Genomic DNA, 25,988 nt, shown 5'->3' on the forward strand with positions numbered 1-25,988 from the left:
GCTCCCGTTCCGGCGCCGCGCAGCTTTCGTCGCGCCATGCGCGCGGATCCACACGGCAGCCGCGGACACGCTCGCTTCCAGTCTACCATGAAAGGAAGTGCGAAACAACCGAACGCGATCACAAGAGCCCAGATCACTCACATCGAATCTGACCGAAGAATCCTTGAATTCAAAACAAATCTCAACATTTTTTGCAAAAAGCGCTGCAAAGGATAGTGTCATAGGGATTCTTTTCATGATGGCTGACTCTGCCTGGCTTCATCGGGATAACGCCTGCGCAATCACGCGGGCTGTCAACCCCGGCCTTGCTCATCGCAAGACCTGGCTTTACCGGCTGTGTGAGTTCACTGCATCTGCTTCATTTGTTCAATTTCTTCCCGACTCAAGCGGGTTACTTTTGCGATAACATCGATGCTGACGCCTTCCGCAAGCAAATTCCGTGCCACTTCGCGGCGCTCTTGTTCACGACCTTCTTGTTGTCCCTCTTGATACAGTTCTTCCACGATCTTCGACACTTTCCTCAACTCCCTTTTCAACCGCGTGCGTTGGGCTTCGTCAAGCGTCTGGTCCCCAAGCGCCAAGATCGCACTGACGACCAGGTCACGCTCCGTTTCATCCGGCACGGCAGGGATCAACGCCAACACCCGCTCAAACGCCTGCCCTTCGTCGCGCACATGCATGTTCATCGCCAACGCCAGTCGCAACCGATCGCCAGGTTCCCACATGCCGGCCTGCAAATGTCTCTCCACCGCCGCAAGCGCCTCGTCGCCGTCCAGCTTCGACAAATACACGTTTTCCACGCGATACACCGCAACGCCGATGCTGAGTTCCTCCGGCACGCTCGTGATCCCGCCGTGGTACAGCACCACCGTCCGCACATTGGCTTTGTACGCACGGGCCAAGCGTACATCGTACTCGAAAAAGCGATGCAGCGTCGGCTCCCGCGTGCTTTGAAACTCCAGGTGGAAAATCCGCCCGTCCTGCATGCGCCACGCCCGGTCGATACGCAGCGTGTTCGCTGGCAACTCTGTCGGCAGCGGCTCTTGCAACTCCACACCGCGCACACCCAAGACCTCCAGCGCGCCATCCGACAAGGCGCGCGTCAGGGCCTTCATGATCGTGTCCTGCCCGGCCACGTGTACACCTCGTATCACCAGTGTAGAAGATACGGTGCGATTGAGCAATCCTAACGCCAAAGGCGGACCTGTAAACTCCTGCAAAATGCACGGCCGGCCGCGATGATGGCCGGCCTCCGTCATGGTCTTCCGCATGCCGCCTCAGCGGCGGAACGCGCGGATGCCCGCGTACGCGGCGGCTGCGCCCAGGCTCTCCTCGATGCGCAGCAGTTGGTTGTATTTTGCGACGCGATCCGTCCGGCTCGGCGCACCCGTCTTGATTTGGCCGGCGTTCGTCGCGACGGCGATGTCGGCGATGGTCACGTCCTCCGACTCGCCGGAGCGGTGGGAAATGATGGCCGTATAGCCAGCCCGCTTCGCCATTTCCACGCAAGCGAACGTCTCGGTCAGGGTGCCGATTTGATTGACTTTCACCAGGATGGAATTGCCGACCCCCTGCTCGATGCCGCGGCGCAGGCGCTCCGTGTTGGTCACGAACAAATCGTCGCCGACCAGCTGCACCTTCCCGCCAAGCGCCTTGGTCAGATTGGCCCAGCCTTCCCAATCGTCCTCGGCGAGGCCGTCCTCAATGGAAAGGACAGGATAGCGGCTGAGCAGCGATTCGTAGTAACGGATGAGCTCGTCCGACGTCCGGACGACGCCCTCGCCTTCAAAATGGTACTTGCCGTCCTTGTACAGCTCGGTCGACGCGATGTCGAGCGCAATCGACGCGTCCTCGCCCGGACGGTAGCCCGCTTTCTCGATGGCCTCGACGATGATGGCGATGGCCTCCTCGTTCGTCTTCAGGTTCGGCGCAAAGCCACCCTCGTCGCCGACGGTGGTCGCCAGGCCCTTTTGGTGCAACACCGCCTTGAGGCTGTGGAAGATCTCCGCACCCATGCGCAGCGCCTCTTTGAACGTGGGCGCGCCGTGCGGCACCACCATGAACTCCTGGATGTCCACTGTGTTGTCCGCGTGTTTGCCACCGTTCAGGATGTTCATCATCGGCGTGGGCAACACGTGCGCGTAAAACCCGCCCAGGTACCGGTAGAGCGGCAGCTCCAACTCCGCGGCCGCCGCCTTGGCCACCGCCATGGAGACGCCGAGGATGGTGTTGGCGCCGAGCTTGCTCTTGTTCGGCGTGCCGTCGAGCTCCAACAGCTTTTGATCAATCTCCACCTGGTCCTGGGCTTCCTCGCCGATGAGCTCCGGCCCGATGATCTCCAGCACGTTCTGGACCGCCTTCTGGACGCCTTTGCCCAGGTAGCGGCTCTTGTCGCCGTCGCGCAGCTCAATGGCCTCATGCGCGCCCGTCGACGCCCCCGACGGCACAATGGCCCGTCCGATGGCGCCAGACTCCAGTTCCACCTCCACCTCCACCGTCGGGTTGCCCCGCGAATCGAGGACCTCGCGCGCGTGAACATCATAGATCTCGGACATCGCTTCTCCCTCCAAACCCGGGCCATGGCGGCCCGTCATTCCGGCGGGAGACCACTCCCGCCCGCGTAAAATCGCACAGGTCGCATGTCCGGCACCTTACGGCCGTGCCGGGGGCATCCACGCCCGCGCCCGGCACGCCGGGCACCGTCAACGCCGAATGAGCGAACGGCCGGTCATCTCCTTCGGTTGCGGGATGCCGAGGATGTCGCACATCGTCGGCGACAGGTCGGCGAGGATCCCTTCCTCCAGCCGAATGCCCGGGATGGTGACGATGAGCGGCACCAGGCTCAGCGTGTGCGTCGTGCACGGTCCGCCGGTTTCCGGGTCAATCATCATGTCGGCGTTGCCGTGATCGGCCGTGACGAGCGCGATACCGCCCACCTGTTCCACCGCCTTCATCACGGTGCCGAGGCAGGTGTCCACCGCCTCGACCGCCGCGATGGCCGCCTCCAGCACCCCGGTGTGCCCGACCATGTCCGGATTGGCGAAGTTGAGGATCATGACGTCGATCTCGCCGCTCGCAAACCGGGCCGCGGCGTGCTCCGCCACCTCGTAGGCGCTCATCTCCGGCTTGAGGTCGTACGTCGCCACCTTCGGCGACGGCACCAAAATCCGCTCCTCGCCCGGGAACGGCTCCTCACGGCCGCCCGAGTAGAAGTACGTGACGTGCGGAAACTTCTCCGTCTCCGCCACCCGCAACTGGGTCAGCCCGTGCCGGGCCAGCACTTCACCCATGGTGTTGTCCAGATTGGTCGGCTCGTACGCAACCGTCCCGCCGACCGTCTCGCTGAACTTGGTCATGCACACGTAGTGCACGCGCGGAAACTTCGGTCCGCGGTCGAAGCCGCGGAAGTCGTCGTTGGTGAACACCTGCGAAATCTGAATGGCCCGGTCGGGCCGAAAGTTGAAGAGGATGACCGCGTCGCCGTCGCGGATGAGCCCCACCGGCTCACCGCGATCGTCCACGATGACGGTCGGCACCACAAACTCGTCGGTGATGCTCTTCGCGTAGCTGTCTTCCAGGGCTTGCAGCGGATCGCGCGCGTGGTCGCCTTCGCCGTATACCATCGCCCGGTAGGCTTTTTCGGTGCGCTCCCACCGTTTGTCGCGGTCCATCGCGTAATACCGGCCTTGCACGGTCGCAATCTGCCCGACGCCCACCTCGCGGATGGTGGCGAGGACCTGCTGCAGGTAGACCCGTCCCTGGGTCGGCGCAGTGTCGCGGCCGTCCATGAACGCGTGGATGAACACCTTCTTCACGCCGTAGCGGCCAGCCATGCGGATGAGGGCGAGCAGGTGGTCGATGTGGCTGTGTACGCCGCCGTCCGACACCAGGCCCGCCAGGTGCAGCGCGGTGCCGTGGGAGAGGACGTGTTGCATCGCCTCCACCAGCGCCTTGTTCGTAAAGAACCCGCCGTGCTCAATGTCCAGGTTGATGCGCGTCAGGTCCTGGTAGAGGATGCGGCCGGCCCCGATGTTCGAGTGGCCGACCTCCGAGTTGCCGAACTGGCCCTTCGGCAGCCCGACCGCTTCTTCGCTCGCCTTGAGCGTGGTGTGCGGGTATTTCTCCCACAGCGCGTCGAAGACGGGCTTCTTCGCCATCGCGACCGCGTTGCCGTACGTGTTCTCGCGCAGCCCGAAGCCGTCGAGGATGATGAGCGCCACCGGCCCGCACCCGGACGGACGGGCTTGGCGCGCAAACGGCGCATCCGATTTGGTGATCTGCGGTGCCACTTACTGTCCCCCCTTCGCCACGGCTTCCGCCATCGCCACAAAGGACGATGGGTCCAGGCTGGCGCCGCCGACCAGCGCACCGTCGATGTCCGGCTGGGACGTGAACCCGGCGATGTTGTCCGGCTTGACGCTGCCCCCGTACAGGATGCGCACCCCTGCGGCCGCCGCCTCGCCCTTTTCCCGCGCCACCACCTGGCGGATATAGGCAATCACCTCTTGGGCGTCCGCAGGCGTCGGCGTCCGCCCGGTCCCGATGGCCCACACCGGCTCATACGCGATGACCATCTGCGACGCCTGCTCCGCCCGGACATCGGCGATGCCCGAGACGGTCTGCGCCTCCACCACCGCGAGCGTCCGGCCAGCCTCGCGCTCCGCCAGGTCCTCGCCGACACAGAGCACCGGCGTCATCCCGTGCGCCGCCACGGCCGCCACCTTCTGCCGCATCCACGCGTCCGGCTCGTGAAACACGTTTCGCCGCTCCGAATGACCGACCAGGACGTACTGGACGCCGAGCTCCGTCAACATCCCGGGCGCAATCTCGCCCGTGTACGCCCCCTCCTCGGCAAAGTGAACGTTCTGGGCCCCCAGCTTGACGCACGAAGGCAGGATGACGCGCAGCGCGTGCAGGGCGGTGAACGGCGGGCAGACCGCGTAATCGACCGCGGGCGAGAGGCGCGAGGTCTGCCGGCCCAGTTCCTCCGCAAAGGCGCGCGCTTGTGCGACCGTTTTGTACATCTTCCAATTGCCCATCAACAGTTTGCGCCGTGCCATGAGCTTTTCCTCCCTCAAGCGCGATCGCGCAATGCCGCGACGCCGGGCAGCTCCCGGCCTTCGAGGAACTCGAGCGACGCGCCGCCGCCCGTGGAAACGTGGGTCATCTTGTCCGCCAACCCGGCCTGCTCCACTGCCGCGACAGAATCGCCGCCGCCGATGATGGTCACGCCGTTCACCGCCGCCACCGCCTCCGCAATCGCGATGGTACCCCTGGCGAACGCCGGCATTTCAAACACACCCATCGGCCCGTTCCAGATGACCGTCTTCGCTCCGGCGATAGTCTGGCGATACCGTTCGACCGTCGCGGGGCCGATGTCGAGCGCCATGCCGTCCTGCGGCACCTGGCCGACCGGATACACCGCGTGCGGGGCGTCCGCCGCAAACGCCTCGGCCACCACCAAATCCACCGGCAGCAAAAGCGGCTTGCCGAGCGACCCCGCCTGCTGCAAAAGCGCGCGCGCGGTGTCGAACGCCTCTGGCTCCACCAGCGATTTGCCCATGGTGTGGCCCTGCACGGCGAGGAAGGTGTTGGCCATCCCGCCGCCGATGATGAGGGCGTCCACCTTGGGCAACAGGTTTTTCAACACGCCGATTTTGTCGGAGACCTTCGCTCCGCCGATGATGGCGACGAACGGCCGCGCCGGGTTGGCCAGGGCGCCGCCCATGACGGAGATTTCCTTTTCCATCAAGAATCCGGCCACAGCCGGCAGGAACTTGGCCACGCCGGCGGTGGACGCGTGCGCCCGGTGCGCCGAACCGAATGCGTCGTTCACGTACACGTCGCCCAGCTGCGCCAGCTGGCGGGCGAACGACTCGTCGTTCTTCTCCTCTTCCTTATGAAAACGCAGGTTTTCGAGCAACAGCACCGCGCCGGACGGCAACGCCTGCGCGGCGGCCGTGGCCGCTTCGCCGACGCAGTCCTCCGCGAAGCGAATGTCCGTGCCTGGCAACAGCGCCTGCAGGTGGCGCGCCACCGGCCGCAGCGAATACTTCAGGTTGCGCTCCCCCTTCGGCCGGCCGAGGTGGCTCATCAGGACCACCGAGGCGCCGTGATCGAGCAGATAGCGGATGGTCGGCAGCGCGGCGCGGATGCGCGTGTCGTCCGTGATGGTCTCCCCGTCCATCGGCACGTTGAAGTCCACCCGCACCAAGGCGCGTTTTCCCTGCCAATCGACATCCCGGATGGTCAGCTTGTCCATCGTCCCGCCTCCCGCGTCCGTCAAAGTCGCTCAAAAACGGGGAGAATGCCGAACCATTCTCCCCGCATGCACAATACACGTGCCGGACCCGTCCGGACGGCCGCGGTCCGGCCGCAGGTTCACTTTGCACCGACCGGCATCTTGCTCGCGATGTACGCCGCCAGGTCGACGACGCGGTTGGAGTACCCCCACTCGTTGTCGTACCAGGCGATGACCTTGACCATCGAATCGATGACCATGGTCGACAGCGCATCGACGATGGAGGAGTGCGGATCGCCGTTGAAGTCGCGGGAGACGAGCGGCTTGTCGCAGTAGGCGAGGATACCCTTGAGCGAACCCTCAGCCGCCTCCTTGAGCGCCTGGTTGACCGCCTCGACCGTCGCCGGCTTCTTGAGCTCCGCCGTCAAATCCACCACCGATACGTTCGGCGTCGGCACGCGCATCGCCATGCCGTTCAGCTTGCCCTTGAGGTGCGGCAGCACCAAGGACACCGCCTTCGCCGCGCCGGTGGTCGTCGGGATGATGGACAAGGCCGCCGCGCGCGCCCGCCGCAGGTCCTTGTGCGGCAAATCGAGGATCTGTTGGTCATTGGTGTACGAGTGCACGGTCGTCATCAGGCCGCGCTCGATGCCGAACACCTCGTCAATCACCTTCGCGATGGGCGCGAGGCAGTTGGTGGTGCAAGACGCGTTCGAGATGACGTGGTGCTGCTCCGGGTCGTATTTTTCATGGTTGACGCCCATCACAATGGTGATGTCCTCGTTCTTCGCCGGCGCCGAGATGATGACCTTCTTCGCGCCGCCGCGGGTGATGTGCGCCTCGGCTTGCGCCTTGTCGGTGAAACGCCCGGTGGACTCGACGACGATGTCCACGCCGAGATCCCGCCACGGCAGATTGCCCGGGTCGCGTTCCGCCAACACCTTGACGCGTCTGCCGTTCACGACAATGGCGCTGTCTTCCGCGCGCACGTCCGCGTCGAGCCGCCCGTGCACCGAGTCGTACGCGAGCAACATCGCCAAGGTCTCGGCGTCCGTCAGGTCGTTCACCGCGACAATTTCAATCTCCGGCCGGTTCATCGCCGCCCGGAACACGTTGCGCCCGATGCGGCCAAACCCGTTGATGCCTACTTTGACTGCCATACGTCTCCCTCCGTCTGCATACTGAGGATTTGGTGCCCTGCGCCCTCGTCCGTGACCAATACGTCGATGCGGTACGCCTTGGCGGCGGCGGCGATGGCCCCCGCCTTGCTGCGCCCGCCGGCGACCGCCATCACCAGGCGCGCGCGCCGCAGGTCGGCCAAGCGCAGGCCGATGACCGACATGGCGAGCACGGTGCGGCCGTTTCGATCGAAATAATACCCAAACGCTTCCGCCACCGCACCCCGCTCCACCAGCTTCGCCTGCTCCGCCGCCGGCAACCCGCGCCGCGCCGCCATCTGCAGCGCCCCGCCGATGCCGTGCACCACGACGGTCGCCGCCCGCACCTCGGCGATCCGCTGTTCGATGTCCGGCTCTTCCAACAGGTGCTGCAACGTCTCCTCGCGCACGTAGTCCGGCACGTGCAGCATGACCGACGTGCCGCCAAGCCGCGCCGCGAGCTCCGCCGCGATGGTGTTGGCTTCGAGCGCGATGGCCTCGCCGAGCCCGCCCCGCGCCGGCACCACCTTGACGCCGGGCGGGCCGGCGCGCTCCGGCATCCGCTTGGCGAGCGCCGCCATGGTGCTGCCGCCGCTGACCGCCACCACGTCGCCGGGCAACAGGTGTTCCCGCAGGCACACCGCGGCATGATACCCTAGCATGTCCTTGACCCACGCCTCCTCATCGCTGTCGCCGGCAACCACCACCACCGACGGGATGCCGAGCGCCGCCGACAACCGGCGCCCGAGTTCGGCGCGGCCTTCAATCGCCGCGAGCACCTGCTCCAGTTGCTCGAGCAGGGCCAAGCCTTCATCGGACAAGGACATACCGGACGGACCGCTCACAATCAGGCCTTGCCGGCGCAGGATGTCGACCTCGCCGCGCAGCACCCGCTCGGTCACCCCCAGTTCCTGCGCCAAAGCCCGGCGGCCTATCGGCTGTAACAGGCGGAGCCGCTGCAAGATCCGCGCGCGCGACCACAACACGTCGACCAACTCCGGCACAATCCGCCGGATGAGCGTCAGCGCGACCCTGTTCACTCGCGGCCCTCCATCGCCCGGGACAAATCACGTCCCGATGGTGCGGTTCGCGTCCCGCCCATGACAAAGAAAAACACGGTGCAAGGCAACCGCCGATTCCATTGTATAGCAACGGTGTGCCGCAGACAAGCGATGGCCGAATAAACTGGAATGCACAACATCAGACCATCACCCCGTCACCCACCATGAATGGCGCACCGCCGGCACCTGGCACCGCGGCTGGATGCCAAGCGTGCTGACGGCGGTCGCTGGAGGGAAGACCATGCGCATCGGCGTTCTCGGCACGGGCAACATCGGCAGCATGCTCGCGCGCGTGTTCGTTCAGGTCCCGGAATGCGAAGTCACGGTCTACAATCGATCCCCTGCCAAGGCATACGCCCTGCAGGCGGATGTGCCGCGGCTGGCCGTCGCCGGCACCGCGCGGGAGGTGTTGGCGCAGAGCGACATCGTCTTCCTCTGCACCAAGGCACAGGACGGTCTGGCCCTCATGGCCGACGCAGGAAAGCACCTGCGCCCCGACCAGGATGTGGTCACCACCATCAGCACCGTGTCCATCGCGGCGTGGGAGGCGCTGACGCCTGCCCGCATCGCCATCGCCATACCCAGCATCGTGCAGGAGGTGCGCAAAGGGGTCATCCTCGTCGCCCACGGCACGCGGATGGCGGAAGCGGATCAGGAGCGGATCGAACGGCTGCTCGCCGTCGCCGGCGTCCCGTTCGTCATCGAGGAGTCCCAAATCCGCGTCTGTTCCGACCTGACCAGTTGTGGTCCCGCGTTCATCGGCCACCTCCTGCAGGTCTGGGCCCGACAGGCAGCGTCCTTTGGCCGGATCAGCGCTGCCGAGGCCGAATTTCTGCTCAACAAGACCCTCATCGGCCTCGCCGCCATGTTGGAGTCGGGGGCCACGCTGCGGGACATCATCACCCGGGTGGCCGTCCCGGCCGGCGTCACCGAAGCCGGCATATGCGCCATGACCCCGTTGGCCCGCAGCATGTTCGCGGCGCTCCACGACGCCACCTGGCGCCGCGTGCAGGCCCAAGAAGACACGTGCGGCCCCAAAGCGGGCGAAACGGCGGACAATCTGTCGGATGCAGGCGGATGAAGGCGAGCCCCTTGTCCTCGCCCGGACGATCATCGATAATAGAAATCGGAAATTGTCCGACATATCTTTTGCCAACCTTCCCATTCTCTCCATAGCCTGGAGCAGAAACAGGTTGGTCGTTGTGCCGTGCAACCATCCCGTACCGACACGAGGTCCCGTCCAAACATGCGTGATCGAACCGTTTTCCCGCAACCGGTCGGCACCAGGACAGGAGAGCTTTGGCCTCCCCTTTGCACCTGCGGCCGAGCCGAAGACCTACAACAGAACATCCGCTCCGCGTGGGAACAGTTTCGCACCGGCGCTGCGCCAGCATGGGTGACCGCGCGCATCCGCCCGGAAGTCGTCGGCGGCTGGGAACGGTGCCGTATTTGGTTGCGGCAGACCGACCAACTCGCCCTGCCGCGGCTCAACCAGGCTGACCTCGGCCGCATCTGCCAGCGCAACTTCCCGCTCATCCGCGCGGCGCGCGCCCATTTCAACCGGTTGCTGAAAGACATGGCATCTTGGCAAGGCGCCGTGCTGTTGTGCGACAGCGAGTGCTGGCTGGTCGACATGATGGGCGCCCCTGCGGCGGTGGAAGCCCTGCGGCAAAGCGGGATCGAGACGGGTGTCAATGTGGACGAGCGCTACCTGGGCAACAACGGGATCGGCAGCGCCATCGCCACGCGCCAGCTCGCTTGGTGGGAAGGAGCGGAACACTACCACCGCGCCCTGCACGAGTGGTCGACCGCCGGCGCACCCCTCATCTCGGGGTCGCTCATCGGAGCCATCGCGGTCGCCGTCCCGTCCCCGACGCTCGATCCGTCGCTCATCACGCTGGTCCAATCGGCGGCGGTGGCCATCCTGAATTGGCTCGAGGTGGAGGCGTCGCGGGAAGATACCCTGCGCATGCACCACAGCTTGCTGAGCCAAATCGAATACCACGTGGTGTATCTGAACGCGCAGGGAGAAATGGTGCAGGAGCGCCATCCGCTGCCCATCTCCGATCGCGTTCGCTGCGCGATGCACGCGCTGACGCGGCAGGAAGAAGCGGACCATGCGGAGTTGACGCTCGACGACCAGGTCTATCAGGCGGACATCCGCTGTTTGTATGACAGCACCGGCCAACTGTCCGGCAAGATTGGCGTCTTCCGCAACGTGACCCAGCTCAAGCGCCTTGAGGCGCGTGCCCAGGACGCCGAAAAGCTGTCGCTCTTGACGTCCTTGACCGCGGGCATCGCCCATGAAATCCGCAACCCGCTGACGACGGCGCGCGGATTCCTGCAGCTGTTTTTGAAACGGCTGTCGTCGGAGGAGGACAAGCGGTTCTTGGAGCTGACCATCGAAGAGCTCGACCGCATCCACCACCTGGTCACCGATTTCATGTCGCTGGCCCGGCCGAACCCGCCGCGGTTCGCCCACGTCGACGTGGCCGCCCTGCTCGAAGCGGTGGCCGAGTTCATCCAGCCCGAGATGTCGCTGCATTCGGTGCGGTTTGACGTGACCCCCCTGCCGCGCGGTGTCTGGGTGTGGGGAGATGAGAACCAACTGAAACAGGTGGTGCTCAACATCATCCAGAATGCGCTCCAGGCATGCACCCAGAACGACACCATTCGCCTGTCCGCGCGCGTGCACGGCCAGATGGTCGATATCGTCGTCGAAGACACGGGCCTCGGCATGGACCCGGACCAGGTGCGGCGCGCATTCACGCCGTTTTACACCACCAAGGCCAGCGGGACCGGGTTGGGGTTGTTCATATGCAAGCGGATTGTCGAGGCGCACCAGGGGAAAATCGACATCGACAGCGCACCGGGGCGCGGCACGCGCGTCACCGTCCGCCTGCAGTGCACGCACAAGCCGGAACGCGAACCGCGCAACGCGGACGCCACCGTCTGACGAGGGCCACGCGCGGACAACGGACGCTCGCTCAGCCAGGCAGGGTGTCGAGCGGACGGACCCACACCTCCGCCGCTTCCCGGTTCGCCGCCGCGGCGGCTGCGGCGGCTGCAGGGCCTTCGCCAGCCGGTGGCCCGCCCGTTGCGGCGCGCGGGCGAAATTGGAGCTGCTGGAAAAACCGCCGCGCCCGGGCGTTGCCGGGCGGCAAGCGCACCCAGACGGACGTCCCCCCGAGCAGCTGCGCAAACGACGCCATCGCCTCTACCGCCTCGCTTGCCAACCCCAGCCGGCGCCACAGCGGATCGACATAGACGAGGGTGATCTCGGCCGTCCTGTCCGGGCCGATGTGCAGTGCGCAACAACCGGCGACATCCGGGCCGGCACCCGGTGGGACGCCGGATCTGCCCGCACGGTCTGGTCCGACGATGAAGAACACGTGGCGCGCCGGGTCCGCCAGCCATTCGTCGGCGCGCCACCTGCCCGTCTGCGGTACGGCGTCTGCGGCGCCCCGTGCGGCCGGCCACTCCGCCAACACCTGCAACTCCGCCGCCGCAGCGTCGAGCAGCGCCTGCAGCCGTTGGGCTTCTTGGGGCGGGACGCGCCGCAAAGACGACCTCCGTGCCGTACCCCCGGCGGAACCCAATCCGGCATCGTCCCATCCGCCTGCATTCGCCGGCAGCGTACTGCTTGCGCCGCGTCCCGCGCCGTGTGCCGCAGCGGATGCTCCGCCTCCCTGGATGCCGCCCGGCGCCCCCTCGGCCGGCCGGGGACGCGGGCGAGGCACCGGCCGGCGCGCATCCCGTTCCGCCCGCAGCCGGCTCGCCGCCCGGCCAAACCGGTCGAGCCACCAGAACAGCGTGAACACGCCGCCGTAGGTCAACCCCACGCCCATCCACAACGGCAGCGGACGACCGAGCGCGCGCAGGCCGAGGGCGGCCAAGGCGCAAAGCGCGAAGACCGCCAGCGAAGCGGCCAACAAGGCGATCCGCAGCCGCCTGCGCATCGTTCACGCCTCCAACAGCGCCGCCAGTTCATCCACCAGGGCATCGAACTGACGAAGCGTCGCGCGCACCGGCTCGGGCGACTCCATGTCGACGCCCGCCTTGCGCAACAGCTGGATGGGGTAATCCGATCCGCCGCTCTTCAAAAACTCGAGGTAACGCGTCACGGCCGGCTCGCCTTCCGTCAAGATCTTCTGCGCCAGCGCGGTGGCCGCGGAGATGCCGGTGGCGTACTTGTAGACGTAAAACGCGTTGTAAAAGTGGGGAATGCGCGCCCACTCCAATTGGATGTCTTCATCGACGTGGCACACGGCGGAGAAGTACGCCCGGTTGAGGTCGTAATACGTCCGGCACAACCAATCGGGTGTGAGCGCCCCGCCCTGCTCGACCTGCTCATGGGTGAGCTTCTCGAATTCCGCGAACATCGTCTGGCGAATGAGGGTGCCGCGCACCCCTTCCAACTGGTGATTGATGAGGTACGCCCGGCGTTTTTTGTCATTCGTGTTTTGCAACAGGTGATGCATCAAGAGGGCCTCGTTGCACGTCGAGGCCACCTCGGCCACGAAGATGGTGTAGTCGGCGTACGTCACCGGCTGGTGCTTGTGCGAGAAATACGTGTGCATCGCATGCCCGAGTTCGTGCGCGAGCGTGAACACGTCGTGCAGGTTGCCTTGATAGTTGAGAAGGATGTACGGATGGACGCCGTACGTGCCCCAGGAATACGCGCCGCTCGTCTTGCCCTTGTTCTCGAACACGTCGACCCAGCCGGAGGTCAGCCCCTCCCGTGCGACCTGGACGTACTCCTCCCCGAGCGGCGCCACCGCCCGCAGCACCACTTCCACCGCCTCTTCGTACGACATCCGCCAGTCCACATCGCCGACGATGGGGGTGTACAGGTCGTACATGTGCAGCTCGTCGAGGCCGAGCACCCGTTTGCGCAACGCCAGGTACTTGTGCAGGCTGGGCAGCGCCTCCCGCACCGCCGCAATCAGGTTGTCGTACACCGAGACGGGCACGTTGTCGGCATCGAGCGCCATTTGCCGGGCCGACTCGTACCGGCGCAACCGGGCGTACACCACATCCTTCTTGACACTGCTGCCGTAGATGGCGGCCAGGGTATTGCGGTGCTTGGCGTACGTGCTGTACACCGCGTCGAACGCCGCTTTGCGCACATCCCGGTTGCGGCTCTCGAGAAACTGGATGTAACGCCCGTGCGTCACCTCCACCTCGCGGCCTTGTTCATCCCGGATCTTCGGGAAGCGGGTGTCGGCGTTGTTGAACATGGTGAAGATCTGGCTCGGTGCCTGCGTCACCTCACCGAACGCCGCCAGGATCTCCTCCTGTTCGCGTGAGAGCACATGCGGTTTCTGGCGCAATAATTCTTCGAGGAGAAACCGGTACTGGCGCAGCGGTTCACACGCGGACAAGAACGCTTGCAACCGCTCCTCCGGTATCGAGAGGATCTCCGGTTCGAGGAACGCCCGCGTTGCCTGGACCTCGACGTACAGCTTCATCGCGCTGTCGGTCAACGCCTGGTATTTCGCATTCGTGTTGTCTTCATCCCGCCGCATGCGCGCGTATGCGTACAGGCGGCCGATGAGCTCGCTTATCTGGTCCTGCAGCCGGAGCGCGCGCAGCAGGTGCTCGGCCGATTCGCCCAACCGGCCGTTTTCTGCCGCCAGTTCCTGCAGCAATTGGCGCAGTCTCTGCGCATCCTGCTCCCAAAGCGCATCTACTGCATACATGTCCTCGAGGCGCCACTTGTACCGGTCCTCGATCTCGCTGCGCAAAGGCAACTCCGCGGTGGCCACGCCGCCTTCCGCCTTGCTGTCTTCCGCAGCCCGTACCAACCGCGCAGGGTACGCCCCTGCCCGTTCCGGCTCGGCCCAAGCGACAGGCGCCGGACCGGCGCACATCTCTGTCTTCAACCATCTATCCAAGCAGATCCCTCCTCGTCCGTACGGACGATTGGTTTACGCAGGCGCCAAGGAACGGCGGATACGCAGGCGACAACTGGAAGAGCCTGACTCGACGCCATCATTGTAATACACCGCCGCACCCCCTGCACACCCGCCGGCTGCCGGGCATGCTGCACACACCGCGCGATCCGGTCTGTTCCATTTTGCCCGAGTTTGCCCGAGGCGCATCGTTTCTTCCGTACGTCGTTGACGCAAGCGCAGGAATGTGCGGAAATCAACCTGAACCCCGCGTGCACCACCCGCGGACCGTTCGCATCCGCGCGCGGCCCGGGCGACGCCCGCGGTACAGCACGCAGCCCGGGAGGGATAGCGCATGTTCCGCCGCTTGCCCCCGCACGCATGGCCTGCCCATCGCGTCCTGCACGCTTTGTGTCTCGCCATCGCGGCCAAGGCTCCGGAGACGTACCGCCATGCGCAACGCGTCTCCGCCTATTTCTTGCTGCTGGCCGAGAAGGTATACGGCGGCCTGTCGCCGCAGCACGCCCGCGATGTGGCGTGCGCCGGATTGCTGCACGACCTTGGTAAGCTGTACCTTCCAGAACGGATTCTGGAGAAACCAGGCCGGCTCACCCCTGCCGAGGCGGCGCTGCTGCGGCGCCACCCCCGCCTCGGTGCGGAAACGCTCGCCGCCATCCCCGGGCTTGCTCAGGCTGTCTCGGTGGCGCTCCACCACCACGAACGGTATGATGGCCGGGGTTACCCGGACGGCCTGCGCGGAGAACACATCCCGCTCGACGCCCGGATTGCCGCGTTGGCGGACGCGTTTGACGCGATGACCTCCGCCCGCCCGTACCGCTCGCCCCTGTCGCTCGATGCGGCGCTCGGCGAGATGGTGGCCGCGCGCGGTTCCCAGTTTGATCCCGAGCTCGTCGCGCTGTTCGTCCGCCATTTCGACAGCATCCGCCGCCTCTATTACGAGCTGCATGCGCCCGTCCGGCAGCAGAGCGGGGTAATGTTTTCCCCCCTTGTACTCTGACTCCTTCCATGATACCGTGGATACGGCGAAGTTGTGGAAAAGTGTTGAATGCGGCCCGCTGCGGCCGATAAACGGAGATGAACGTGTGCGCACCGCAACCCAGACTGTGTTCACGTTTTTGAACAAGGTGCTGCTGTCGTTCCTGGCGTTTATCAACAGCGCGCTGGCGGCACGGACCCTCGCCAAAGGGGACCGCGTCCAGTTCCAGTTTGCCGGCACGGTGACGACCACCGGCACCACGTTCGTCGGCGGCTACACAGGATACTACGCCTACGCCCTGCCGAAATCCCCCGCGGACACAGAGCGCATCGTCCATACCGGAACGTGGTTTGTCGCGTTCGCCTGTGTCTTGGTGTGGGGGGGCGAGTGGCTGCTCGTGCGGGTGCTCGGCCTGCACTTGTCGGCCGCATGGGCGTGGGCCGTCGCTTGCATGCCGCTGAACTTCGTGTTCGGTTTCGGCACCCGGTTGCTGCAAGGCAGTGACGAGATCACATGGCTGAACCGTGCCAACACGGTGCAACCCTTGCTGTTCCTCGTGACGTACGTCCCGCTCTGGCTGCACCGGCAGCTTCCGGAATCGGCGCGCATCCTTTGGACCTACCGGCTCTGGTGGCTCAGCTTCGCCGTCGCCGCCCTGTGTTCCGTCGGCATCGCCTTTTGGCGCCTGCGGCGCCAGGGCAGGTTGCAAAACCTCTTTCCCGCCTGGCGTGGCTGGTCGCGCCACCACATCCGCGGCACCTTGGACTATGGCAGTTGGTTGTCCGTCTCGTACGTGGTCAACTACGCCAACCTGCGCATGGATTTTTGGTGGGTGCTCGGCATGTTGCCGGCCCGGGTGGCTTCGGACTACGGGATTGCCGTCACTTCGTCCGAAGTGCTCGTCACCATCGCCAACTCGGTGGCTTCGGTGGTCTTTACCCGCATGACGGGCGGCCCGCGCCAGGACGCCATCCGCATCACTCAGGCCGCTGTCCGCCAGACCCTGCTTTCCGCCACGGCGGTGGCGGCGGTGATGTGCGTGACGTTCCCGTGGCTCATCGTCACCGTCTTCGGTGCGCGCTACCAGCCCGCGGTCGTGCCGTTCCTCATCCTGCTGCCCGGCCTGGTCTTCCGGGCGAGCGGCCTGCTCATCATCCAATATGCCACCAATCAACTGGGCAATCCGCGCATCTCCATCTGGATGAACGGCGTCTCGGCCGCCATGTGCGCCGCGGTCGCGGCGGCGGCCGTACCGCGGCTGGGGCTGGCCGGCGGCGCCGTGGCGTCCACCACCTCCTACGTGGTCAGCTACGCCCTGTACGTGGCTTGGTTCGCGCGCCATACCGGTACGCCTGCCCGCGACCTGTATACCATCCGCGCGGGCGATCTCGCCCCCTACCGCCAAATGGCACAGCGCATGTGGCGGCGCGTGACCCGCCGGAAACAAGGCGCGGCGTGACGGTTGCTCCCGCTCTGCCGCGAGGGCAACCGCACGCCGCGCCTGCCGGCCAACCATCCGCATCGAGAGAACCCGCCCTCAAACGAATACCGGGTCCTTGAGCTGCTCCAGCTTGAGCAGGGACTGCTCCTCCACTTCTTTATGCAGGCTGTTGCCGTGCGCGTCCATCGTCACAATGGCGGGGAAATCATCGACTTCGAGGTGCCACATCGCTTCCGGAATCCCGAACTGCTCGAGGAAGTGCACCCCCTTGACCCGTTTCACACACCGGGCGTAAAACTGGGCGGCCCCGCCGATGGCGTTCAGATACACCGCGCCGCACTTCTGCAGGCCGGCCAGGGTTTTCTGCCCCATACCGCCCTTGCCGATGATGGCGCGGATACCGAACTTCTCGATGATGTCCGCCTGGTACGGCTCCTCGCGCGCGCTGGTGGTCGGCCCCGCCGCCTTCACCTGCCATTCGCCCGCTTCGTCCTTGAGCATCACCGGTCCACAATGGTAGATGATGCCACCCCGCAAGTCGACCGGGCTGTCGTGGTGCATAAGATACTTGTGCAGTTCGTCGCGGCCGGTGTGGACCTCGCCGCGGACGAGCACCACGTCGCCCACCTTGAGCGAACGGATCTGTGCTTCGGATATGGGTGCCTGCAGCACCACCGCCCGGCTGGTGTCGAAGCCGCCTTGCGGCCGCTCCAGCCGCTCCTCGTGGTCGCGGTACAGCCAGCGCTTGATGCGGCCGCTTTCCGGATCGATCACGACGCCGAGCCGCCGGAATGCCCAGCAATTGTAGGCCACCGAGACGAAAAAGCTCGCCGGCAGGCGGTTGGCGACGCCAATCTTGCAGCCGAGCAGCGTCACGCGGCCGCCGAACCCCATGGTGCCGATTTCGAGTTGGTTCGCCTTTTCCATAATGTAGCGCTCGAGCTTGGCGAGCGTCGGGTTCGGGTTCTCGTCATCGACCGGGCGGAACAACTGCTCCTTCGCCAGCTCGTAGCCGCTCGTGCGGTCGCCGCCGATGCCGACGCCGATGAAACCGGCGCTGCAGCCCTGGCCCTGTGCCTGGTAGACCGCATGCAGGATGCACTTGCGGATGCCGTCGAGATCGCGCCCGGCCCGGCCGAGGCCCGGCAGGTCGGTCGGCAGCGAATACTGGATGTTTTTGTTCTCGCAGCCGCCGCCCTTGAGGATGAGTTTGACCTCCACCTCATCTTGCTCCCACTGATGGAAGTGGATGACCGGGGTGCCAGGGCCCAGGTTGTCGCCCGAGTTCTTGCCGGTGAGCGGATCGACCGAGTTGGGGCGCAGTTTCCCCCGCCGCGTCGCTTCCGCGACCGCCGCGCGGATGTCCTCCGCCATTTTGATCTGGTTGAACCCCACCGGGCAGTGGACGATGAACGTCGGCATGCCGGTGTCCTGGCAGATGGGCTGCACGTCCTCCTCCGCCGAAACGATGTTGTCGATGATGGTCGAGAGGGCTAACGCCGCGCGCGTACCCAACTCCTCCGCCACGGCCGCCCGCTTGATGGCCCGCCGCACGTCGGGCGGCAGGTTGGTCGACGTCTCCGTGATCAGTTCAACCAGGCTCTCCTGCATCGCGTTCATCCCGCATCTCCCCTCCGCGCACTGTGGCCCTTGGCCACAGTGAAGTCCCGCGCGCCGTCAACGGATGGCGCCGCCGACGGCCGCGGTCTCCCCTTCCGCTTCATACCGCAGCGGCCGGTCGAAACGGGCAACGTCCGCCCACGTCTCGCGCTCCACGACGAGCGCTGTCTTGCCGTCGCGCACAAACACGACCGCCGCATGCGGGATCCGGTTGTAGTGGCTGATCATGGCGTAGTTGTAGGCTCCCGTGCCAAAGACAGCCAGGATGTCGCCCGGGCGCGGCGGAGCGAGCCGCGCGTCGCGGATGAGGATGTCGCCGCTCTCGCAGCACTTGCCGGCCACCGTCCACACTTCATCCGCCGCCTCGTGCGCCCGGTTGGCGAGAACCGCCTCGTACTTGGCGCCGTACAACGCGTAGCGCGGGTTGTCGGTCATGCCGCCGTCGACCGCCACGTAGTTGCGCACCCCGGGGATGACCTTTTGCGTACCGACCGTGTAGAGCGTGATGCCGGCCGGGCCGGCGATGCTGCGCCCCGGCTCCACCCAGACGGCCGGGATGGCGAGGCCGCGCGCCGTGAAGGCAGACTTGACCGCCCCGGCGATGGCCTCCACGTACTGGCGGATGGGCAGCGGATCGTCCTCGTCGGTGTAGCGGATGCCGAAACCGCCGCCGACGTTGAGCACCGCAAGCGGCAGTCCCATGCGCACACCCTCTTCGTACACCTCCGCCATGCGCTCGATGGCTGCGATGAAGCCCTCCGTCTCAAAGATCTGCGATCCGATGTGCGCGTGCAACCCGATGCAGCGCAGGTGGTTCAATTCGCGCACGCGTGCCATCGCCTGGCGGGCTTGCCCGGTCGCGCGGTCGAAACCGAACTTGCTGTCCTGTTGGCCGGTGGAGATGAACTCATGCGTATGCGCCTCCACGCCGGGGGCGACGCGCAGCAACACGTCCACCGTCCGGCCCAGCCGGTGCGCAGCCTCCTCGACCATCTCCAGCTCAGTGAAGTTGTCGACGACGAACGCGCCGATGCCCGACTCGATGCCGTATTCAATCTCGGCCATGGTCTTGTTGTTCCCGTGCATGTGGATGCGCTCCGGCGGAAAGCCGGCGGCAAGTGCGGTATACAGCTCGCCCCCCGACACGACGTCGAGCGCGCAGCCCTCCTCCTGCACCAATTGGCACATGGCGAGGGCACAAAACGCCTTGGCCGCGTACGCCACCTCGTACCGCAGGCCGGTCGTCGCGAATGCGTCGTGAAACGCACGGATGCGGGCGCGCAAATACGCCTCATCGTAGACGAAAAGCGGCGTCCCGAAGCGGCGCGCCAACGCCACGGTGTCACAACCGCCAATCCACAAGTGTCCTTCTGGCCCTATCTTCATCGTACCTTCCAGCTTCAACGCCCGTTTCACCCTCCCCGTTGTCCACTCACTTCAACATAACAAATCTGCGCCCATCTGGCCAGAAGGCTGCGGCGGACCCAGGATCTTCCCCAAGGAGCAGGCGGCCGCGGAACCCAGGGCGCGGGGCGGACAACATGCGGACGCGTGTCCTGGCGGGGCGGCCTCGCTCCGCATACGGTAACAGTGCCGTCCGCATCCTTCGCGCCGGCCGGCCGCGGCACGGCTCACCACGAATCCACGAAACGCACCACACATCCGTGAAAAGGAGGAAATGCGCATGTTCAGCTTGACCGGAGCCGAACTGGCCCGCTTTCTGCTCGGCCTCGTGGCTCTTTTGGTCGCGGCCAACCTGTTCGGCTACCTGGCGGAACGCCTCACCATCCCGCGGGTCATCGGGGAAGTGGCCGCCGGTTTGCTCATCGGCCCCACGTGCCTGGGTCACTTCTTCCCGCACGTATTCTCGTGGGTCTACCTCGGTTTCCCTGCGGAAGGCAAGCTGTTCGGGCTCATCTACCAGTTCGGGCTTATCCTCTTGATGTTCGTGTCAGGCCTTCGCTTTCAAGCCCGTTTTCCGCGGGAGGACGTGAAGTTGGGCGCCGCCGTCATCGCGGGTTCGACCGTCATTCCGTTCGCCGTCGGCTGGTTGGCGACGTATGTGTTCAACCCGGCGCAGTTTCTCGGACCTGACCACAACCTGCTGGCGCTGCGGATTGTCATCGCCATCTCCATCGCCGTCACGTCCATTCCGGTCATCTCGAAGATCATGCACGACTTGGGCATCATCCACGCGCGGTTCGCCCGGTTGGTCATCACCATCGCCGGCGTGCACGACATCATCCTCTGGGTGGCGCTCGCGGTGGCATCCGGCATCGTCAGTTCCAAGCACGGGGTCAGCGCGGCCGTCTTGCTCAAGAGCGTCGCGGTGACGTTCTCGTTCCTGATGGTATGCCTGCTCATCGTGCCGCGCTTCTTGCGCAAGGTGACGTCCTGGCCTGCCAACCTGTTGTTCCGGGCGTCGTTCGTGGGTTATTTCCTCGTCATCCTGTTTGCCTTGTCCGACATCGCGGGTTACCTGAACGTCGATGTCATGTTCGGCGCGCTCTTGGCCGGCATCGCCACCAAGCTGACGCTGCCGCCGCACCTGTTCCAGCGGGTGGAAGCCAGTGTGCGCGACATCTCGTTCTCGTTCTTCATCCCGTTGTACTTTGCGATTGTGGGGCTGCAGCTCAACCTGGCCCAGCACTTCAACCTCGGATTCTTCATCCTCTACGCCCTGTTCGCCACCGCCGCGCAAGGGTTGGTCGTCTACTTGACGTGCCGGGCCGTACGTTGCGATCACCTCACCAGCATGAACCTGGCGGCCGCGATGAATGCGCGCGGTGGTCCAGGGATTGTCCTGTCGACCGTGGCGTACACGCTCGGGATCATCAACCAGACGTTCTTCGCCATCCTCGTCATGCTGGCGCTGGTGACGTCGTGGATGGCGGGCGCCTGGCTGCGCGGTGTGCTCGTGCGCGGCCGACGGCTGATGCCAGGGGACGAACACCTGGTGATCCAGAAGGTCCAAGAGGAGGTCGCGTTCGATCCGCAGCTCGTCCCGTCCCATGAGTCGGGGTAAAGGACGAAGCGGCCACGGGCATGTGGACCGCCCGCACCCCGGCGCACAGCAAGCGGGCTTCAGCGCGCCGGGGCGCGGCGAAACAGCAGCAAGACCAACGAGCATGCCGGGATGACCAGCGCGAACACCAACGTGAACACGGTCCAGTTCCAATTGAGACGAATGACGTCGACGGAGCGCCGGAACAGCCACATCGAACTGGCGACGGTCAACAATCCGACCGGGAAGGTGAGATGGCGGCCCGGCGCCACCCGGTGGAACAACGTTTCGCCTGCGTGGCAGACGACGTACAGGTCAAACGCGATCTTCAGGAACATCATCGGCATCCACAGGCTGATGATGAACAGATCAAACCGGTCCAAGAAGTCGGTGATGATGATCTGGCGCACCTGTTCATATACGGGATACATGAGGCGCGCGGTGATCTCACTGCCGAGCACCAGCGTCGTGCCGACGAACGACAGCTCGAGCATCAGCGTGCCGATGCCGAGCGCCACCAGGCCGCGTTTGAGGTCGAACGTCCGATCCGTGAAGATGAGCGGCAGGACGATGACCTCTCCGAGATAGCCGAACAGGACCCAGGAACCGCGCAGCCACCCTTGCCATCCGTTCTCAAAGACAGGTTGCAGAAAATCCCAATGAAAGTCTTTGGTCAGGCACACCAACATGAAGACGACGGCGTACGCCAACACCGGGTAGAACAGCTCGGCCATGCGCGAGGCCACCTCAATTCCGGCCCGCACCGCCATGGCGCCGCTGAAGACCACGAGCGATCCGATGAGCAAGGTGGGCGTTTGCGGCAACAGGGAGACGCTGACGATGTCGACGAGCAACCGCAGGTCGCGCGACGAGATGAGAAAAAAGAAAAACATGTACAGGAGCACCAGCATGCGCCCCGCCAGCTTCAGGTGGTTGACCAGCACCGCGAGGTAGTCCTGATCGGGGAAGCGGCGCATGACCGCCCAGATGAGGCAGAGGGACAATGCGGCCGCCGCAGCCGCCGTGGGAATATCGTACCATGCCCCTTGCTTGTCCACCTGCGCCACCTGTGCCGGGAGGTTGATGATGGTGACGATGAACATGTAGCTGCTGCCGATGAGGATAGCCTGGCGGCGTGATACCTTCTCCATCTGTCTTTCCGCCCTCTCTGGCTCACGGACCGACGGGTGGCAGGATGGGGCGCAACGCCCGTTCCACGAGATCGGTGAACGTCGGCACATGGGTGATGGGCCCGGACAACAGCCACAGCGCGCCCGCCACCACATACAGCGAACCGGAGAGGATGCGCGTGAACCAGTTGGCCTGGCGCAAATCCGGGATCTGAAACAGGAAGAACGCGCCGGCCACCGCGATGAACTCAAACAAGTTCCGCGTCATTCACTCCGTCAACTCCTTGCGTGGAATGCCCATCGGCTCGCGCACATTCCCCGTGTTCTCCACCTGCACCTCCGCGTCGACCACGGTGTGCACCTTCGTGTACACCTCGTCCCAATGCGTGCGCAGCTTGCGCCACACGGCGTACTGCTGCCGGTGGAGCGCATCGCCGTAACCGATGGGATCGGCGTGAAACCGGTGCTGGAGGGCGGCAAGCGCCTGGTAGACCTCCTGTTCGATGACGCGCTTGGCGGTTCGTTCGATGACTTCCATATTTTCTCCAGCCGCCAGGTCGTAATTCGATTCGTTTTCAATCACGGCGCCGGTCGCCCGGATCCGCAACGAGTACACCGGTTGTCCCTGCCTCATCCGAACGCGCAGCGAGGCATCGGTCTGGGGGAACTGGATGGTGATTTTCCCTTCGCCCTTCGGCGGCTTCACCGTGATGACCGGGTTTTTCGCCTGATTCATCGCCCAAAGCAACCCTTCCGCGGCGCCGCCTTCGAGATACCCAGCCAACCGGTCACCGCGGAAGACCGCATAACCGGCCACACGAATGGTCGATACCGCGTCGTGTTCGCCTTCAGGCTCTGTTTTCACCACCGAGATGGCGGGCAACACCGGATCGAGCCCGTCTGAAATCAGCGCGTGCAACACATCCCGGATCCGCCGCGGGTTTTTCATCGTCTGCGTCCCTGCCAACTCGCGGATCATCTCCGCCGGGTAGCGCTCCATGGGTGCGTCCGCGTTGAGCACGCTGCCGCCCTGCCCCTTGACGACGAGCATGAACGCGGTCAGCCGGTTTTGCGGAATGCGGGCGTTGACGTCGATGACCGGCGAGATCCCGACGCGCGCCAAGTCCTCGCCGATGAGCAACACCCGCATGTGCGCAAAGCTCATCCTGCGCGACATGGCGAGCTGCAGTTCGCTGTTGGCTTCCCGGATGGTGTCACCGACCGCCGAGTCCACGTAAAACGTCTTGGTGCCGCTTGTCCCGCCGCCGCCGCTCTGCCCCAGGGTGCCCATTTGGCCCGGCAACGGGATTTGGACCATGACCCGGTAACGGGGTCCCGCTTTGTCGATGGCGGTCGCGACCACGAAGGCGACATCGTTGATCTCGCGCCGGTCCCAGCATCCGGAGAGAAACAGGGACGCTGCCACAGCCGCCGCCACGGTTCGCCGTCGCCCAGCCAACGCCATCCCCCGCCCTTCACCGGCGCGGTGACGGCCGCAGGCCGTCCGGCATCCGCCGCCGGTTCGCTTTTGCATACGACCACGGCCGCGCATCCATGTGCCACCACGGCGCGCGCACGAGGATGTCTTTGAGCTCACCCGGCCGGTAAGGCGCCACGCCCGCCAGGTACGGTACCCCGAACGACCGCAGCGAACACAGGTGCACCGCAATCCAGAACACGCCGAGGACGATGCCGAACAACCCCAACACGGCCGCCAACAGCATCAGCGGAAACCGCAGCATGCGAATGGTGATGGCGGCGTTGAATTTGGGAATGGTGAACGATGCGATCCCGGTGAGCGCCACCACAATCACCATCGGCGCGGAGACAATCCCCGCCTGCACCGCCGCCTGACCGATGACGAGCGCACCCAGAATGCTGACCGCCTGTCCGACCGTCCGTGGCAGACGAATGCTCGCCTCGCGGAGCGCTTCGAACGAGATTTCCATGATCAACGCCTCGATGAGGGCGGGAAAAGGGATGGTTTCGCGCGCCGCGGCCACCGTCAGCACCAGGCTCGTCGGGATCATATCCTGGTGATAGGTGATGGTGGCGATGTAAAACGCCGGCAACAACAGCGCGATGAGGAAGAACCCGAAGCGAAGCCACCGAATGGCATTGGACATCCAAAATTGCTCATAGTAGTCCTCGCTCGACTGCAGCATCTGCCAAAACGTGATGGGCCCGGTGAGGACAAACGGCGTTCCGTCCGTGAAGACGGCGAATCGCCCCTCGAGCAGTTGCGCCGCGACCGTGTCGGGCCGCTCTGAGTACTGCATCTGCGGAAACGGCGAACGCGGGCTGTCGCGCAGCAATTCCTCGAGGTAACCGCTTTCGAGCACCGCGTCCAAACGAATGTTCTTGAGACGCTGTGTAACCTCCGCGATGACCTTCTTATCGGCAAGTCCTTCGATGTACGCCAACACCACCTGGGTTCGGGTCTGCGTACCGATGGTGAACGGCACCATCTTCAAGTTGGGGGTGCGAATGCGCTGGCGCAACAGCGCGGTGTTGGTGCGCAACACCTCGGTGAAACCTTCCCGCGGGCCTCGGATGACGGTCTCGGACAGCGGTTCCGCCACCTGACGGCGGTTGGTGTTGACGATGTTGAGCGCAAGCCCCTTCGTCTGCCCGTCCATGAGCAGCACCGCGTGCGCAGACAGGATACGCTCCACCGCCTCGCCCAGGGTGTGAACCTCTAGAACCTGGGAAACCGACAACCCCATCTGCAGCACGGTGTCCAGGGAACGCACCACATCCGGATGCTCAGGATCCTCAAACAAGAGCGGATACAGGGCGTGCATATGCAGGTCGTCCGTCTTCACCAAGCCGTCGATGTACACGATGAGCCATTCGGTATCCGGGACGCGCACCTTGCGGAATACCACATCGGAGCAGTCGCAAAACAGCTCCCGCAGCGCCGCTTCGTTTTCGGACAAGCGCGGCGCGAGCGGGCGCTCTTCCCATGCGCCGCGTTCTGCTTCCTGTCCTTGTCCGGATGGAGCTTGCGCTTGCGACGCATGCTGCTGGGGCGTCTTTCCAGGATCATCCTCGGGCGAACGGGAAGCCGAAGCAGGGTCCTGTCGCCGTGTCAGCGGGCGCAGCCGTGTCGTTTTGTTCATGGGTTCCCTCCCGCTGCCAGGATGGTCTTCATGACCAGTGTTTCCCGTCCGCGCGGAGAACATGAGCGGTGAAATCGTCATCCGTGCCGGGCCAAACGGCGAATCCGCGCGCTCTCACCTCGCTTTCCACCCGGCGGATGAGATCCTCGAGCACTTTGGCGTCGTCGATGTGGCGAATGGCCGCCTGCACGGAATCAGGCACCAGCCCGTAACGCAATGCCAGCAGCCCGATGAGCCGGTCCTGCGCTTCGTGCGGTACCCGGTCTGCCTGCGCCGCTGCCTCTGCCGTGGTCCGCATGACGAACCCTCCTTCACACAACC

21 protein-coding genes are annotated in these 25,988 nt (G+C 65.0%); 5 read left to right on the forward strand and 16 right to left on the reverse strand.

The features are described from left to right. Positions 1–344 precede the first annotated feature (344 nt). The 7 genes from IEX97_RS03115 to IEX97_RS03145 all read right to left on the reverse strand — a co-directional run bounded on the left by IEX97_RS03115 (position 345) and on the right by IEX97_RS03145 (position 8,438). Positions 345–1,115, reverse strand: coding sequence for an RpnC/YadD family protein (locus IEX97_RS03115; RefSeq protein WP_229776310.1), 771 nt, complete (start codon positions 1,113–1,115; stop codon positions 345–347). 162 nt (positions 1,116–1,277) lie between these two features. Further along, positions 1,278–2,555, reverse strand: a complete 1,278-nt coding sequence (gene eno, locus IEX97_RS03120; RefSeq protein WP_188881087.1) for a phosphopyruvate hydratase — start codon at positions 2,553–2,555, stop codon at positions 1,278–1,280. A gap of 147 nt (positions 2,556–2,702) precedes the next feature. After that, a complete protein-coding gene (gpmI, locus tag IEX97_RS03125; protein WP_188881133.1) occupies positions 2,703–4,220 on the reverse strand; it encodes a 2,3-bisphosphoglycerate-independent phosphoglycerate mutase in 1,518 nt (505 codons plus the stop codon). Positions 4,221–4,289: 69 nt separating this feature from the next. Continuing rightward, positions 4,290–5,060 (reverse strand): triose-phosphate isomerase, encoded by a 771-nt coding sequence (gene tpiA, locus IEX97_RS03130; RefSeq protein WP_188881088.1) that lies wholly within the window; start codon positions 5,058–5,060, stop codon positions 4,290–4,292. Between the two features lie 14 nt (positions 5,061–5,074). Next, the gene (locus IEX97_RS03135) at positions 5,075–6,262 is read right to left on the reverse strand and encodes a phosphoglycerate kinase (RefSeq protein ID WP_188881090.1); all 1,188 of its coding nucleotides are present in this window, start codon (positions 6,260–6,262) and stop codon (positions 5,075–5,077) included. A 119-nt stretch (positions 6,263–6,381) separates the two neighbouring features. After that, entirely contained in the window at positions 6,382–7,401 is a 1,020-nt protein-coding gene (gap, locus tag IEX97_RS03140) for a type I glyceraldehyde-3-phosphate dehydrogenase (protein ID WP_188881092.1), read from the reverse strand. Next, entirely contained in the window at positions 7,386–8,438 is a 1,053-nt protein-coding gene (locus IEX97_RS03145) for a sugar-binding transcriptional regulator (RefSeq protein WP_188881093.1), read from the reverse strand. Before IEX97_RS03145 ends, gap begins: the two co-directional genes overlap by 16 nt. A gap of 145 nt (positions 8,439–8,583) precedes the next feature. On the opposite strand from IEX97_RS03145, the gene IEX97_RS03150 reads away from it, so the two are divergent. Then, complete coding sequence (locus IEX97_RS03150) at positions 8,584–9,540, forward strand: pyrroline-5-carboxylate reductase dimerization domain-containing protein (RefSeq protein ID WP_268238311.1); 957 nt, start codon at positions 8,584–8,586, stop codon at positions 9,538–9,540. A 315-nt stretch (positions 9,541–9,855) separates the two neighbouring features. Beyond that, positions 9,856–11,415, forward strand: a complete 1,560-nt coding sequence (locus tag IEX97_RS03155) for an ATP-binding protein (RefSeq protein ID WP_188881095.1) — start codon at positions 9,856–9,858, stop codon at positions 11,413–11,415. Between the two features lie 31 nt (positions 11,416–11,446). Here IEX97_RS03155 and IEX97_RS03160 read toward each other — a convergent pair whose 3' ends face one another. Next, positions 11,447–12,418, reverse strand: a complete 972-nt coding sequence (locus IEX97_RS03160; RefSeq protein WP_188881096.1) for a GNAT family N-acetyltransferase — start codon at positions 12,416–12,418, stop codon at positions 11,447–11,449. Between the two features lie 3 nt (positions 12,419–12,421). Then, a complete protein-coding gene (pepF, locus tag IEX97_RS03165) occupies positions 12,422–14,356 on the reverse strand; it encodes an oligoendopeptidase F (RefSeq protein ID WP_229776314.1) in 1,935 nt (644 codons plus the stop codon). 352 nt (positions 14,357–14,708) lie between these two features. Between pepF and IEX97_RS03170 the strand changes: the two genes are divergently transcribed. Then, positions 14,709–15,371: an HD-GYP domain-containing protein gene (locus IEX97_RS03170; RefSeq protein ID WP_188881098.1), complete on the forward strand. Its 663-nt coding sequence runs from the start codon at positions 14,709–14,711 to the stop codon at positions 15,369–15,371. Positions 15,372–15,456: 85 nt separating this feature from the next. After that, positions 15,457–16,809 carry a lipopolysaccharide biosynthesis protein gene (locus IEX97_RS03175; protein ID WP_188881099.1) on the forward strand — a complete coding sequence of 451 codons (1,353 nt, stop codon included), beginning with the start codon at positions 15,457–15,459 and terminating at the stop codon, positions 16,807–16,809. A 78-nt stretch (positions 16,810–16,887) separates the two neighbouring features. On the opposite strand, the gene IEX97_RS03180 is transcribed toward IEX97_RS03175, so the two are convergent. Beyond that, positions 16,888–18,411, reverse strand: a complete 1,524-nt coding sequence (locus tag IEX97_RS03180) for a fumarate hydratase (RefSeq protein ID WP_188881100.1) — start codon at positions 18,409–18,411, stop codon at positions 16,888–16,890. Between the two features lie 57 nt (positions 18,412–18,468). Beyond that, complete coding sequence (gene lysA, locus IEX97_RS03185; RefSeq protein ID WP_373289383.1) at positions 18,469–19,797, reverse strand: diaminopimelate decarboxylase; 1,329 nt, start codon at positions 19,795–19,797, stop codon at positions 18,469–18,471. A gap of 298 nt (positions 19,798–20,095) precedes the next feature. On the opposite strand from lysA, the gene IEX97_RS03190 reads away from it, so the two are divergent. Next, entirely contained in the window at positions 20,096–21,436 is a 1,341-nt protein-coding gene (locus tag IEX97_RS03190) for a cation:proton antiporter (RefSeq protein ID WP_188881101.1), read from the forward strand. 59 nt (positions 21,437–21,495) lie between these two features. Here IEX97_RS03190 and IEX97_RS03195 read toward each other — a convergent pair whose 3' ends face one another. The 5 genes from IEX97_RS03195 to IEX97_RS03215 are packed head-to-tail and all read right to left on the reverse strand — an operon-like array spanning position 21,496 to position 25,965. Next, on the reverse strand, positions 21,496–22,566 hold the full coding sequence (locus IEX97_RS03195) for a GerAB/ArcD/ProY family transporter (RefSeq protein ID WP_188881102.1): 1,071 nt from the start codon (positions 22,564–22,566) through the stop codon (positions 21,496–21,498). 22 nt (positions 22,567–22,588) lie between these two features. Further along, complete coding sequence (locus IEX97_RS03200) at positions 22,589–22,813, reverse strand: hypothetical protein (RefSeq protein WP_188881103.1); 225 nt, start codon at positions 22,811–22,813, stop codon at positions 22,589–22,591. Further along, positions 22,814–24,010, reverse strand: a complete 1,197-nt coding sequence (locus IEX97_RS03205) for a Ger(x)C family spore germination protein (RefSeq protein WP_188881105.1) — start codon at positions 24,008–24,010, stop codon at positions 22,814–22,816. 10 nt (positions 24,011–24,020) lie between these two features. Beyond that, positions 24,021–25,667 carry a spore germination protein gene (locus IEX97_RS03210; RefSeq protein ID WP_188881106.1) on the reverse strand — a complete coding sequence of 549 codons (1,647 nt, stop codon included), beginning with the start codon at positions 25,665–25,667 and terminating at the stop codon, positions 24,021–24,023. Between the two features lie 28 nt (positions 25,668–25,695). Beyond that, positions 25,696–25,965 (reverse strand): hypothetical protein, encoded by a 270-nt coding sequence (locus IEX97_RS03215; protein ID WP_188881107.1) that lies wholly within the window; start codon positions 25,963–25,965, stop codon positions 25,696–25,698. Between the last annotated feature and the right edge of the window lie 23 nt (positions 25,966–25,988).

It is taken from the genome of Paenalicyclobacillus cellulosilyticus (assembly GCF_014647315.1).
GTDB lineage: Bacteria > Bacillota > Bacilli > Alicyclobacillales > Alicyclobacillaceae > Alicyclobacillus_J > Alicyclobacillus_J cellulosilyticus.